The organism is Streptomyces sp. NPDC031497 (genome assembly GCF_055580905.1).
The window spans coordinates 72,142-85,547 of sequence record NZ_JBVIKO010000003.1; the positions used below are offsets into that span (position 1 = coordinate 72,142).

Sequence of the window (13,406 nt, forward strand, 5' to 3'; positions counted from 1 at the left end):
GCCGTGTTCTCCAACTACCTGATCGGGCTGCGCGAAGGCCTTGAGGCCTCGCTCGTCGTCTGCATCCTCATCGCCTACCTGGTCAAGACCGAGCGCAGGGACGCCCTGCGGCCGATCTGGATCGGCATCGCCGTCGCGGTGCTGATCGCCATGGGCTTCGGCTGCGCGCTCGAATTCGGCTCCCAGGAGCTGACGTTCCAGGCGCAGGAGGCGCTCGGCGGGTCCCTGTCCGTCGTCGCGGTCGGTCTGGTGACGTGGATGGTGTTCTGGATGCGGCGCACCGCCCGGCACCTCAAGACGGAGCTGCACGGCAGGCTGGACGCGGCCCTCGCGATGGGCACGGGTGCGCTGGTCGCCACCGCGTTCCTCGCCGTCGGCCGCGAGGGCCTGGAGACCGCCCTGTTCGTGTGGGCGTCCGTGCACGCGGCCAGCGACGGCACCCCGCGCCCCCTGATCGGCGTCGCCCTCGGCCTGGCCACCGCGGTCCTGCTCGGCTGGCTCTTCTACCGCGGCGCCCTGCGGATCAACCTCGCCAAGTTCTTCACCTGGACCGGCGGCATGCTGGTCGTGGTCGCCGCAGGCGTGCTGGCGTACGGCTTCCACGACCTCCAGGAGGCCGACTGGATCCCGGGCCTGACCAACCAGGCCTTCGACATCAGCGGCACCATCCCGCCGGACAGCTGGTACGGCACCCTCCTCAAGGGCGTCTTCAACTTCCAGCCCGACCCGACCGTGCTCCAGGTCACGGTGTGGCTGCTGTACCTGGTCCCGACACTCGTACTCTTCTTCGCCCCGGTAGGGTTCGGCTCCGGGAAGGGGAAGGTGAAGGCACCTGATGACGCACCTGACGACCAGGGGGCGCGGCCCTCGGCGGCTCCGCAGACTCCGCAGGCGTGATCGGAACGCGCTCATCGCGGTCTCGTTGACCGCGATGTCGCTGACGGCGAGCGGCTGCGTGGTGGTGCACGGGGAGCGCGAGGTGCTCCCCACCACCACCCGCGCCGAGGCCGCCAAGGCGCTGAAGCAGTTCACGGACGCCTACAACAAGGCCGACGAGGCCTACGACGGCTCCCTGGACGCCGACTACACGACCGGCGCTCTCGCCGACATCGACTCCGCGCGTCTGAAGGCCGGGCACGTCAACAGCCCGAGCGGCAACTCCGGCCACTCGCCACTGGAGTTCGACGACGTCACCTACACCATCCCCAAGAAGGCCGGCTGGCCGCGCTGGTTCCTCGCCGACGCGCACGGCAACAAGGGCGGCGACGACCGCTGGCTGCTGGTCTTCACCCGCGACAGCCTCTCCGAGCCGTTCCAGGTGGCGTATCTGACGCTGGTCGCGCCGGACGCGGTACCGAAGTTCACGACCGACAAGGACGGCTGGGCCGAGGCGGTGCCGGCGAACAGCGCCCAACTGGCCGCCAGTCCAGCCGACCTGAGCCAGGACTACGCCACGTACCTGAAGAGCGGCGGCGCCGTCTTCGCGAACGGCGCGCACACCAGCGGCTGGCGCACGGACCGCAAGAAGTCGACCAAGCCGGGCCTCGCGACCCAGTACATCGACGAGCCGCTGATCAACGGCGACTACGCACCGCTCGCCCTGCGCACCACCGACGGCGGCGCGATGGTGTTCTTCACCACCCGCTACTACGCCAAGGAGACCGCGGCCGCGGGCACTTCACTGCCGACGCCGAACCAGGACGTGAAGGCCCTCACCAAGGGTGAGATCAAGCAGTCGCTGACCATGGAGTTCGTCTCCAACCAGGTCGCCCTGGACCCGGCGGGCACCGGAAAGGTCTCGGTCCTGGGCCGCATCCAGGGTCTGACCTCCGCGGAGGGTTCCTAGCGGCGGACCGGCCAGGCGGCGCCCACCTGGTCGGACTCCTGGCCGGCGTGCCGGGCGCCGGCGTCGGTGAGGATCTCCAGGAGGGTCAGCGGGTCGGGCAGCGGGTGCTCGGGGCCGCGCACCCAGCGCACCCGCCGGTCGCCGTCACCGGGCAGCCGGGCGGGCGGTACGAGGACGTACGACCCCCGGCAGTGCCAGCGCAGGCCCGGGTGCTCGTCCATGGTCTCGGGGTGGCAGTCCAGCTCGCACGGCCACCACTCGTCCTCGTCCTCCGGGGTGCCGCGGGTGAGGGTGAAGAACAGCATGCGGCCGTCGTCGCTCTCGGCGACCGGACCGACCTCGACGCCGTTCGCGAGCAGCCGCTCCAGCGCCGGCCGGCCGGCCTCCAGGGGGACGTCCAGGACGTCGTGCGTCATCCCGGTCGCGGTGATGAAGTTGGCCTCCGGCTGGTGGCGGGCCCAGCGCTCGATCTGGGCGCGGTCGGTGGTGGACTGCGTCTGCCACGCGAACGACACCGGGTGCCGGGCCGGGGTGGGACAGCCGACGCGGTCGCAGGAGCAGCCGTAGCCGGGGGCGGGATGCGCTGCGGGGGCCAGCGGGAGGCCCGCCTCGGCGGCGGCGAGCAGCAGGGCCGCACGGCCGTCGTCGTCGGTGGCGGCGGCTTCCTTGGGCCGCCGTCCGAGCAGCCACTGGGAGAGTTTGCCCTGCCTGCCGCTACGGCCGCCGAACGTCCCGCTCATGTATCGCCTCGCCTCCCTGTGGTCCCGACAGCATGCCTTATCGTCCCATCTGGGCGTGAAGGGGGGTACGCGAGAGTCGTGGGCGCAGGCAGGACAAGGGGCGGAAGGTCTCACTGGGGCGAGGAGGGGTTACAGGAGTTACGCCCTCACACTCTGGTGATAAGGACTCACGGGAGTTATGTCCTCGCGCTGGGATGACAGGGACTCGCGAGAGGGGTTATATCCCCACACTGGGGATAAGGGCTCACGGGAGTTACGCCCCCGAACCGGGCGGCGGCCACTCGTCGCCCCAGTCCGCGTCCCGCGCCGCCTTGTACAGGTCGCCGTGGCGTTTGGTGACCGTCGTGCGGCGCAGGTGTTCGTCGGCCTCGCACAGGTCGAGGAGGACCTGGCCCTTGCGGATCTGCGGCCGCCGGACCACCCGGGCCGGCGCCGGGGCGGCCGGCAGGCGGGTGGCCGCCACATAACTGAACTTCTCGTCCTCGTAGGGCAGCGATCCCCCCTTGACCTGGCGGTGCAGGGAGGAGCGGCTGACCCGGGCCGAGAAGTGGCACCAGTCCGTGCCGGGGACGATCGGGCAGGCGGCGCTGTGCGGGCAGGGCGCGGCGACCCGGAAGCCGGCGGCGATCAGGCGGTCGCGGGCCTCGATGACCCGGGCGTAGCCCGCCGGGGTGCCGGCCTCCACGATGACGACGGCCTGCGCGGCGGTCGCGGCGGCGTCGACGAGGGCGGCGCGGGCGGCCTCGTCGAGTTCGTTGAGGACGTACGACACCGTGACCAGATCAGTGCTCTCGATGGTGAGCGCCGCTCCGATCCGAGAGCGCTGCCACACCGCCTCCCGCAGCTCCGGGTTGGCCGTGGCGATCTCCCGGCCGAGGGCCAGCGCCGGCTCGGCCCAGTCGAGGACCGTCACCGGCCGCGTCCCGGCCCAGGTGTCGGTCACCGCCCAGGTCGCCGCGCCCGTACCGCCGCCGACGTCCACATGGCTCCCCGGCACCCAGCCCTCCGGCACCGCGTCGGCGAACGCCGCCAGCGCCGCCCGTACCGCCTCGAAGGTCGCCGGCATCCGGTAGGCCGCGTAGGCCACCACGTCGGCGCGGTCCCGCAGGATCGGCGCGTCGGTCGGGGTGGCCCCCCGATAGTTGGCGATCAGCCGCTCGACGGCTCCGGCGGCCTGCTTCGGGGGAAGGCCGTCGAGGAGGTCGGAGAGGGTGGCACGGAGCCGGTCGGCCGGGGATGCGGGGTGGTTCACCCGGCGATTGTAGGGGCGGCCGACCCGTACCCTCACCTCCCCGGCGGGCCCGCCCTCACACCCCGGACGGGCTGAGGAACACCGCCCGCGCCAGGCGGGTCGCCGCCGCCGCTCTCGGGGCGCTGTCGCCGGGCCGCCGCCGTGGATGGACGGTGTTGGCCAGCAGGACCAGGAAAGTGTCCGTCGCCCGGTCCAGCACCAGGCTGGTGCCCGTGAACCCGGTGTGCCCGGCCGCGCCCCGTCCCGCCAGTTCGCCCATGAACCACGCCTGGTCCACCAGGAACCCCAGACCGGGCGGGGCCAGCAGCAGGTCCACGAAGTCGGGGCCGAGGATGCGCGCCGGGCCGTACGCACCGCCCGCCAGCAGCGTCCGGCAGAAGACGGCCAGGTCCCGGGCCGTGGAGAACAGACCCGCGTGCCCGGCCACCCCGCCGAGCGCCCAGGCGTTCTCGTCGTGCACGACACCGCGCAGCATGCCCCGGTCCGCCTTGGCCCACGGCCGCCGCTGGTCCTCGGTGGCCGCCGCGCCCGGACAGGGGCCGAAGTCGGTGGCGGTCATCCCGAGCGGGCGGGTGATGCCCTCGCGGACGAGGACGTCGAGGGTACGGCCGGTGATCCGCTCCAGGACGTGCTGGAGGAGGAGCATGTTGAGGTCCGAGTAGCGGTAGGCGCCGGGGGCGCTGCTCGGGGCCTCGGCGCGGAGCAGGTCGAGGCGGGCCGCGTCGTCGGGGCAGTCGTGGAGCGGGAGTTCGGGGCGCAGGCCGGAGGTGTGGGTGAGGAGCTGGCGGACGGTGATGTGGTGGACGGCGGCCGCCCGGAAGTCGGGCAGGTAGGCGCCGACCTGGGCGTCGATGCCGAGGGTGCCGCGTTCCAGTTGCTGCACGGCGGCGACCGCGGTGAAGAGTTTGGTCAGGGAGGCCAGGTCGAAGGGGGTGTCGACGGTCATCGGGACCTGCGCGGCGGGCGGCAGCCCGACACCGGCGTCGGCCTCGGCGTCGTACGCCGACCAGCGCACCGCCCAGCCTGCCGCCTGCTGCACGGCGATCACGGGACCGCGTCCGGCGACCACCACGGCCCCGGCCGCCCAGGGCCGCTCACCGGCGGTCAGGGCACGCACTTCGCGCGCGAGGTGCCTGAGTTCCGCGGGGTCGAGCCCGGCCCGTTCCGGTGTCTCGACGCGGAGTCTCGGTACGCTCAGCTCTCTGCTCCCTCCAACACCGCACGTGTGTTCCCACGCACTGTCCAGGGACGGCACATTCCCACGAAGCAGGCCAGCGCCACCAGTGTCCCCGCCAGTTGGACGATCGCCATGGGCACGGCGGTTCTCTCCCCGGCGATCCCGACCAGCGGCGAGGCGACCGCGCCCACCAGGAACGAGGAGGTCCCGAGCAGCGCGGACGCCGATCCGGCGGTGTGCCGGGTGCGCAGCAGGGCGAGGGACTGGGCGTTGGGGAGGGCGAAGCCCATCGCGGACATCAGCACGAACAGGGCGGTGGCGACGGGGGCGAGGCCGACCGGGCCGAAGACCCCGGTCGACATGAGGAGCAGGGCGGTCGAGGCGAGCACGGTCACGGCCAGGCCCGCGCCCAGCACCCGGTCCAGGCTGACCCGGCCGACCAGCACCTTGCCGTTGATCTGCCCGGCGATCACCAGCCCGACCGAGTTGAGCCCGAAGAGCAGGCTGAAGGTCTGCGGGGAGGCGCCGTAGATCTCCTGGATCACGAAAGGCGAGGCACTTATGTAGGCGAAGAGCGCGGCGAAGGCGAAGCCGCCCGCGAGCATGTAGCCGGTGAAGGGCAGGTCGGCGAGCAGGGCGCGCATGGCGCGGACGGCGGCGGCCGCTCCCCCGGCGTGCCGGTCGGCGGCCGGCAGGGTCTCCGGGAGCTTCGCCCACACCACCGTGGCGAGGACGGCGCCGACGACCGTCAGGACGACGAACACGCCCCGCCAGTCCGTCACCCGCAGGATCTGCCCGCCGATCAGCGGGGCGACGATCGGGGCCGCCCCCGAGACCAGCATCAGGGTGGAGAAGAAGCGGGCCATCGCGACCCCGTCGTAGAGGTCGCGTACGACGGCCCGGGCGATGACTATGCCGGCCGCGCCCGCGAGGCCCTGGGCGAGGCGGAAGGCGACCAGGATCTCGACGTTCGGCGCGAGGGCGCACAGGGCGGTGGCGGCGACGTAGACGGTGAGGCCGGCCAGCAGCGGGCGGCGGCGGCCCCAGCGGTCGCTCATCGGGCCGACGACCAGCTGACCGAGGGCCATGCCGGCGAGGCAGGCGGTGAGGGTGAGCTGGACGGTCGTGGCCGGGGCGTGCAGGGAGCGGGTGACCTCCGGCAGCGACGGGAGGTACATGTCCATCGCCAGCGGGGGCGTCGCGGTGAGCGCGCCGAGGACCAGCACCAGCAGCAGGCCGGCCCGGCGGGCGGCGGGGGTGGGGGTGGGAGTGGAGGCGGCGGGTGCGGGGGCGGGGGTGCCGGACCCACGGGGTGCGGATGCGGGTGCGGTGGTGTCCTGGGTGTCCGATGTCGGCGGTGCCGGCTGCTCGGGCATGTGCCCCCTCGCTCTCTCCTGAAGTCGCGCGTTCGCCGAGTCCCTGCCTTGGTGGATCCCGATGTCCGCCGCCTATGCTCTCAGCTCGTACAGACAGCCTGGAAACACATGAGCGAGGGTGGGGCGGCCGGGATGGCTGAGCAGAGTGTGCGGTGGGGGATCCTGGCGACCGGCGGGATCGCGGCCGCGTTCGCGGCAGACCTGGTGGATCTGCCGGACGCGGAGATCGCGGCGGTGGCCTCGCGCTCCCCCGAGTCGGCGGAGGCGTTCGCGGAGCGGTTCGGGATCGGGCGGGCGTACGGCGACTGGGAGTCGCTGGCCCGGGACGAGGACATCGATGTCGTGTACGTCGCCACTCCGCACTCGGCACACCGGGCGGCCGCCGGGCTGTGCCTGGAGGCGGGGCGGAACGTGCTGTGCGAGAAGGCGTTCACGATCGACGCCCGCGAGGCCGGGGAACTGGTCGCGCTGGCGAAGGAGCACGACCGCTTCCTGATGGAGGCGATGTGGATGTACTGCAACCCGCTGGTGCGGCGGCTGAAGGCGCTGGTCGGGGATGGTGCGATCGGCGACGTGCGGACCGTGCAGGCGGACTTCGGCCTTGAGGGGCCGTTCCCTCCGGCGCACCGGCTGCGCGACCCGGCGCTGGGCGGGGGCGCGCTGCTGGACCTGGGGGTGTACCCGGTGTCGTTCGCGCATCTGCTGCTCGGCGAGCCGGACGGACTGTCGGCGCGAGCGGTGCTCTCGGACGAGGGCGTCGATCTCCAGACGGGTGCGCTGCTCTCCTGGGAGAGCGGTGCTCTCGCGGCGGTGCACTGCTCCATCGTGGGCGGCACCGGCACCACCGCCTCGGTCACCGGCTCCCGGGGCCGGATCGACATCCCGGACGGCTTCTTCAACCCCGAACGCTTCGTCCTGCACCGCGACGGCCGCGACCCCGAGGAGTTCGCCCTGGACCCGGCCGACGGCCCGCGCAACACCCTCCGCCACGAGGCCCGGGAGGTCATGCGTGCCCTGCGGGCCGGCGAGAAGGAGTCCCCGCTGGTCCCGCTCGACGGCACCCTCGCCGTCATGCGCACCCTGGACACCCTCCGCGAACTGATCGGCGTCCGCTATGCGGGTGAGGCGTAAAGCTCCCTGAAGGGAAAGCGCCCCGTAAGGGGCGCGGGGCGGTATCCGACATGCGGCTCCGCCGCGTGGGCGCGACCAGCCACGACGCGCGCCGCAGCCGACCGACGACCCAACACGGCCCTCCCCAGCGGAGCGCCTACGCTGCTGGCCCATGAATGCCAAGCAATCGAAGATCGCGGTGGTCACCGGCGCCGGTTCCGGTGTCGGACGGGCCGTGGCCGTGGAGCTGCTGCGGGCCGGCTGGTCGGTGGCGCTGGCCGGGCGGCGGCCCCGGACGCTGGAGGAGACGGCGGGACTGGTGCCCGAGGGCGCCTGCCTCGTCGTACGCACCGACGTGGCGCAACCGGATGACGTGGCCGGGCTGTTCGCGGCGGTCGTGGCGCGGTTCGGGCGGGTGGACCTGCTGTTCAACAACGCGGGGACGTTCGGGCCCGGCGGGGTGCCCGTGGAGGATCTCGCCTACGACGCGTGGCGGCATGTCGTGGACACCAACCTCAACGGGGCGTTCCTGTGCGCGCAGGCGGCGTTCCGGCAGATGAAGGAGCAGGAGCCGCAGGGCGGGCGGATCATCAACAACGGGTCCATCTCGGCGCACACGCCCCGCCCGAACTCCGCCCCCTACACCGCGACCAAGCACGCGCTGACCGGCCTCACCAAGTCGCTGTCCCTGGACGGGCGGCCGTACGGCATCGCGGTCGGGCAGATCGACATCGGCAACGCGGCCACGGACATGACGGCCCGGATGCAGACCGGCGCCCTGCAGGCGAACGGGGAGATCGCCCCGGAACCCGTGATGGACGTGGCCGATGTGGCGCGCACCGTGCGGCACATGGCGGAGCTGCCGCTGGCGGCGAACGTGCAGTTCGCGACGGTGCTGGCGACGGCGATGCCGTACGTGGGGCGGGGCTGAACCGCCGTTCAGCCCGGACCTGCGCAACGTGCACAAACGGAATCCGAACGTCCGCGGTATTGCGGCCGGTAACGCGCCTATGCTCAACTTTCCTCCACCAGAGCTTCACAGTTGAGGCTCTGGTGTTCCGCTGACCACACCGAGGGGGAGGCGGCAGCCGTCCCACCGGACCGGGTGGGGGTGGACCCGTGTGGGACCGCGGGTACGCACCGGTGGGCGGGACGGCTGCCGCGTGACGTCAGCTCACGGGTGTGTCGGCCGAGTCGGCGCCGGCCGCCCGGCGACGCCGGCGCAGCGCCCAGGCCCCCGCGCCCAGCAGCGCGAGCGTTCCCGCGCCACCCTCCGCGAGCCGCCACGGCGACGGTCCGGACGACCCCGAACCGGCCGCCGCGCCGGTCCCGGCCGCTCCCGCGGCGCCCTTGGCCGTCGTCGGCGACGGGCTCGCGCTCGCGCCGCCCTCGCTCAGCGGGTCGACCAGCGTGCCCACCGCCTGCGCCGAACTCCCCTTCCCGAAGCCCCAGTCGAGCAGCGCGGCGGTCTCCTCGTAGACGGCGTTGCTGCCGCTGTCGGGGTGCATCACGGTGACCAGCAGGGTGCGGCCGCCCCGGGTGGCGCCCCCGGTGAAGGTGTTGCCGGCGTGGCTGGTGTAGCCGTTCTTGACGCCGAACAGGCCCTTGTAGACGCCGAGTCCCCAGGCGCCGGTGAGCAGGCGGTCGGTGTTCTGGATCTGGAAGGTCTTCTTGCCGCCGGCCGGGAAGTTCGCGGTCCTGGTCCCGCAGTAGCCCCGGAAGTCGTCGTCCTTCAGCCCGTGCCGGGCGAAGAGGGTCAGGTCGTAGGCGGAGGACAGCTGGCCGGGGTGGTCGAAGCCGTCGGGGCTGACCACATGGGTGTCGAGGGCCTGGAGGTCGGCCGCCTTGGCCTGCATCTCGGCGACGGTCCGTGCGATGCCGCCGTTCATGTGGGCGAGGACGTGCACGGCGTCGTTGCCGGAGCGCAGGAAGACGCCCTGCCACAGCTGCTCGACGGTGTAGGTGATGCCGGGCTTGATGCCGACCAGGCTGGAGCCGGCCGGGACGTCGGAGATGTCGGTGTCCTTGACCTTGTAGCGCTCGGTCCGTTCGAACTTCTTCAGCACGGTGTCCGCGAACAGCATCTTCAGGGTGGACGCGGGCGCCAGGCGCCGGTGCGCGTCGAAGGAGGCCAGCACCTCCCCGCTCTCGCAGTCGGCGAGCAGCCAGGCGTGGGCGGTGATCTTCTTGGGAAGACCGGTGGCACCGCGCACCTGGACGCCGCCGCGGGCGAGGCGCTCGCCGCCTATGACGGTGGCGGCGGAGGCAGGGGTCGCCGCGGAAAGGGGAAGAGTGGCGGCCGTCAGTCCGAGGACGGCACGCCTGGTCAGCCGAGAGGAATCGCGCACCCCGGGACCGTACACCGCATCGAACAGCGGGTTCCTGGGAGGGCCCCCTCGCCTCGATAGGAATTTGCTGTCTTATGAAAGTTTGATAAGAGTACGAGCTTTCTCAGCTCTGACACATCTTTTACCCAGTGTGACTCAAAGGTTTCTCCCTAGCTTGAGCTCGCGTCCACAGCGGGCGCCAAGAACCTTCGAGGAACGGGATGTTTGGCATCTATCTCAAGCGCGAACTGGGCCGCAGAAAGAAGGCGGCCCTGGTCATCGCACTGGGTCTGGCGCTCGGAATCGCGCTGGTCATCACGGTCAACTCCGTGTCGGCCGGCATGACCCAGGCGCAGGACAAGGTCCTCAAGTCGCTTTACGGCCTCGGTACCGACATGACGGTCACCAAGGCCCGTACGGCACCCACGTCGGGCAGCTCCGGCGGCCCGAACTTCAAGTTCGACGCCAAGTCCAGCAGCAGCTCCACGCAGAGTTCGGACCGGGTGCAGACGCAGGGAGGTCAGGCCCTGAAGTCGACCCTGGTCACCAAGGTCGCCGCGCAGAAGGGCGTGGAGAGCGCGGTCGGAGCGCTCTCCCTGAACGTCACCAAGGTCGACGGCTCCTTCACCCAGGGCAAGGCACAGAGCTCCAGCGGGAGCAGCAACAGCGGCGGCGGCCAGGGCCAGCCGGGCGGCGGCACCTCCACCGGCCAGCCCCAGGTCCAGGGCGGCGGCGCCAACTTCAACGTCAACAGCTACTCCGTGGCCGGCGTCGACGTCGCCCACCAGGGCCTCGGCCCGCTGGCCTCGATGAAGATCACCTCGGGCAAGACCTTCACCGCGGCGCAGACCGGCACCAAGGCCGCGGTGGTCAGCAAGTCGTACGCCAAGGAGAAGAAGTACAAGGTCGGCTCGACCTTCAAGATCTCCGGCACCAAGTTCACGGTCATCGGCATCGCGACCCCGGACAGCAGCGAGTCCGACACCGACGTGTTCATCCCGCTGAAGCTGGCGCAGACCCTCGGCGACGCCAAGAACCAGGTCACCACGATCTACGTCAAGGCGACCGACTCCAAGCAGATCTCCACCGTGAAGAAGGAGATCACGTCCAACATCTCCGGTACGACGGTCACCACCTCCGCCGACCTGGCGTCCACCGTCTCCGGTTCCCTCTCCACCGCCTCCAGCCTGGCGACCAGCGTCGGCAAGTGGCTGTCCATCGCGGTGCTGGTGGCGGCCTTCCTGGTGGCGGCGCTGCTGACCTCCTCCGCGGTGTCCCGCCGGGTGCGTGAGTTCGGCACCCTGAAGGCGCTGGGCTGGCCCTCGCGCAACGTGACCCGCCAGGTCGTCGGCGAGTCCATGGTCAACGGCCTGTTCGGCGGCGCCCTCGGCATCGCCCTCGGCGTCGGCGCGGCCTACGTGGTCACCGCGATCAGCCCGAAGCTGACCGCCCAGGTGGGCAGCACCACCGGCGGCGGTGGCGGCATGGGCGGCGGCCCGGGCGGCGGCGGCCCCGGCCAGCAGGCCTCCCAGAACACCCTGGAGATCGCGCTGACCGCGCCGGTCTCCCTCACCACCATCGCGCTCGCGGTCGGCCTCGCGGTCACCGGCGGTCTGATCGCCGGCGCGATGGGCGGCTGGCGCGCCTCCCGGATGCGCCCGGCCGACGCCCTGCGCAGCGTCTCGTAACACCCCGCCCCCGAAGCCGGGGCGCCGCTTCCACTCCCCCCGGGACGCGGCGCCCCCACTCCCTCACCGCACCCAGTGGAGAACCCATGTACAGACTCACCGGAGTCACCAAGCGCTACACCCGGGGCAAGGAGACCGTCGAGGCGCTGCGTGGCGTCGACCTGACCATCGAGGACGGCGACCAGCTCGTCATCCAGGGCCCGACCGGCGGCGGCAAGTCGACCCTGCTCCAGATGATCGGCGGCCTGGACCGTCCGACCGAGGGCAGTGTCGAGCTGGACGGCGTGGACCTCGCGCGCATCAGCGAGGCGAAGCTGACCCGGCTGCGCGCCGAGAAGATCGGCATCATCTTCCAGTCGTTCAACCTGATCCCGACGCTCACCGCGCAGGAGAACGTCGAGACGGCCCTGGTGCCGCTCGACGTGAAGCCGGCCGAGCGGCGCGAGCGGGCGGCGGAGGCGCTGCGCTCGGTGGGCCTGGGCGAGCGCCTCACCCACGCCCCCGCGGAGCTCTCCGGCGGCCAGCAGCAGCGGGTCGCCATCGCCCGGGCGCTGGTGAAGAAGCCGAAGGTGCTGCTCGCCGACGAACCCACCGGCAACCTCGACGAGGGCACCCGGGACGACATCATGGGCCTGCTGGAGGGCCTGTGGCACGAGTACCGGCTGACCTTCATCATGGTCACCCACGACTCCTCCATCGCCCGCCGCGCCCCGCGCCTGGCCACCATCAAGGCCGGCCAGATCACCCTCACCGAGCAGGGCCGCGGACAGCAGTACGCACAGCAGGCGGCCGGCTACGACGCCTCGCGGCAGGGCTACGACCAGCAGCCGTACGTGCAGCAGCAGTACGGCGGCGGACCGGGCTACTGACCTCCCCGCAGGGGCCGTTCAGCGCCCGAGCAGCCGGTCGGTCTCGGCCAGCTGCCCGGCGGTGAGCGGCCCCTTCGCCATCGCGCCGGCGTTGTCCTCGGCCTGTGCGACGGACCGGAAGCCGGGGATGGGGACCGTCCGCGGGCTGCGGGCCCAGATCCAGGCGAGGGCGCCCTGCGCGAGGGTACGGCCGCCGCTGGTGAGGACCGAGCGCAGCGCGTCGATCCGCGCGACCCACTCGGAATCGGGCCCGGAGCCGTCCCCGAACCCGGGCAGCCAGGCCGGCGGCCTGCTGCGGATGTCCCCGGCGCCGGTCCCGCCGCGCCGGCCGGCGAGCAGACCCATGGCGAGCGGGCCGCGGTTGATGGCGGCGAGATCCAGGTCCGCTGCCACTTCCAGCAGTTGAGGCGCGTCCTGGAGCACGTTGAGGGTGTGCTGGACGGTCGTGCAGTGCGGACCCTCGGCGAAGACGGCGGCGCGGGCCGGGTCGTCGGTGCTCCAGCCGTACGCCCTGATCAGCCCCTCCGCCACCAACTCCTCGCAGACATCGCGGAGTTCGGCGGCGCGGGCCGGGTCTGCGTCGGCGAGGTGCAGCTGGTAGAGGTCGACGTGGTCGGTGCCGAGGCGGCGCAGCGAGGCGGTGAGGGCGCGGCGGACGTACGCCGTGGAGTCGTCGCTGCCGGTGAGGGTGCGGGTCTCCTCGTCGAAGACGTTGCCCCACTTGGTGGCGACGACCACCTCGTCCCGGCGCTTGCCGAGGGCACGGCCGAGGACGCGCTCGCTGTGCCCGGTGCCGTAGGTGTCGGCGGTGTCGAAGAAGGTGACGCCGAGGTCGAGGGCGCGATGGACCGCCCGTACGGACTCCTCGTCGTCGACCTTGCCCCAGCCGAGCGGCTGCCCGGTGCCGTCCTGCCACTCGCCGCCGATGGCCCAGCAGCCGAAGCCGAGCGCGCTGACCTCGATGCCGGAGCGTCCCAGGGTCCTGGTGGTGCTGTAGCTGTCCATGCCCGAGACGCTAGGA

General features: G+C 72.2%; 12 protein-coding genes. 6 read left to right on the forward strand and 6 right to left on the reverse strand.

Translation table 11 applies throughout. The features are described from left to right. Positions 1 to 3 precede the first annotated feature (3 nt). Positions 4 to 897 (forward strand): iron uptake transporter permease EfeU, encoded by an 894-nt coding sequence (gene efeU / locus ACZ5K7_RS06360; RefSeq protein ID WP_468911121.1) that lies wholly within the window; start codon positions 4 to 6, stop codon positions 895 to 897. Then, entirely contained in the window at positions 836 to 1,846 is a 1,011-nt protein-coding gene (locus tag ACZ5K7_RS06365) for an SCO2278 family lipoprotein (RefSeq protein WP_351692600.1), read from the forward strand. Before efeU ends, ACZ5K7_RS06365 begins: the two co-directional genes overlap by 62 nt. Here the strand turns inward: ACZ5K7_RS06365 and ACZ5K7_RS06370 are convergent. From ACZ5K7_RS06370 to ACZ5K7_RS06385, 4 genes are all read right to left on the reverse strand, one after another. Next, positions 1,843 to 2,586 carry a bifunctional DNA primase/polymerase gene (locus tag ACZ5K7_RS06370; protein ID WP_351692597.1) on the reverse strand — a complete coding sequence of 248 codons (744 nt, stop codon included), beginning with the start codon at positions 2,584 to 2,586 and terminating at the stop codon, positions 1,843 to 1,845. The genes ACZ5K7_RS06365 and ACZ5K7_RS06370 overlap by 4 nt on opposite strands. A gap of 253 nt (positions 2,587 to 2,839) precedes the next feature. Next, on the reverse strand, positions 2,840 to 3,838 hold the full coding sequence (locus ACZ5K7_RS06375) for a small ribosomal subunit Rsm22 family protein (RefSeq protein ID WP_468911124.1): 999 nt from the start codon (positions 3,836 to 3,838) through the stop codon (positions 2,840 to 2,842). Positions 3,839 to 3,893: 55 nt separating this feature from the next. Then, entirely contained in the window at positions 3,894 to 5,093 is a 1,200-nt protein-coding gene (locus ACZ5K7_RS06380) for a serine hydrolase domain-containing protein (protein ID WP_468911126.1), read from the reverse strand. Then, positions 5,033 to 6,391: a multidrug effflux MFS transporter gene (locus ACZ5K7_RS06385; RefSeq protein WP_468911129.1), complete on the reverse strand. Its 1,359-nt coding sequence runs from the start codon at positions 6,389 to 6,391 to the stop codon at positions 5,033 to 5,035. The genes ACZ5K7_RS06380 and ACZ5K7_RS06385 overlap by 61 nt, the downstream gene beginning before the upstream one ends. Positions 6,392 to 6,523: 132 nt before the next feature. On the opposite strand from ACZ5K7_RS06385, the gene ACZ5K7_RS06390 reads away from it, so the two are divergent. After that, the gene (locus ACZ5K7_RS06390) at positions 6,524 to 7,522 is read left to right on the forward strand and encodes a Gfo/Idh/MocA family protein (protein WP_468911131.1); all 999 of its coding nucleotides are present in this window, start codon (positions 6,524 to 6,526) and stop codon (positions 7,520 to 7,522) included. Positions 7,523 to 7,673: 151 nt separating this feature from the next. Continuing rightward, entirely contained in the window at positions 7,674 to 8,432 is a 759-nt protein-coding gene (locus ACZ5K7_RS06395; protein ID WP_351692582.1) for an SDR family oxidoreductase, read from the forward strand. A gap of 238 nt (positions 8,433 to 8,670) precedes the next feature. Here the strand turns inward: ACZ5K7_RS06395 and ACZ5K7_RS06400 are convergent, their stop codons facing one another. Continuing rightward, positions 8,671 to 9,849 (reverse strand): D-alanyl-D-alanine carboxypeptidase family protein, encoded by a 1,179-nt coding sequence (locus ACZ5K7_RS06400; RefSeq protein ID WP_468911134.1) that lies wholly within the window; start codon positions 9,847 to 9,849, stop codon positions 8,671 to 8,673. A gap of 200 nt (positions 9,850 to 10,049) precedes the next feature. Here ACZ5K7_RS06400 and ACZ5K7_RS06405 point away from each other — a divergent pair, with 200 nt between their 5' ends. Together ACZ5K7_RS06405 and ACZ5K7_RS06410 are read left to right on the forward strand one after the other, a co-directional pair. Then, positions 10,050 to 11,516 carry an ABC transporter permease gene (locus ACZ5K7_RS06405; RefSeq protein WP_351692577.1) on the forward strand — a complete coding sequence of 489 codons (1,467 nt, stop codon included), beginning with the start codon at positions 10,050 to 10,052 and terminating at the stop codon, positions 11,514 to 11,516. An 86-nt stretch (positions 11,517 to 11,602) separates the two neighbouring features. Continuing rightward, positions 11,603 to 12,385: an ABC transporter ATP-binding protein gene (locus ACZ5K7_RS06410; protein WP_468911138.1), complete on the forward strand. Its 783-nt coding sequence runs from the start codon at positions 11,603 to 11,605 to the stop codon at positions 12,383 to 12,385. An 18-nt stretch (positions 12,386 to 12,403) separates the two neighbouring features. Here the strand turns inward: ACZ5K7_RS06410 and ACZ5K7_RS06415 are convergent, their stop codons facing one another. Then, complete coding sequence (locus ACZ5K7_RS06415) at positions 12,404 to 13,390, reverse strand: aldo/keto reductase (RefSeq protein WP_468911141.1); 987 nt, start codon at positions 13,388 to 13,390, stop codon at positions 12,404 to 12,406. Positions 13,391 to 13,406: the final 16 nt, after the last annotated feature.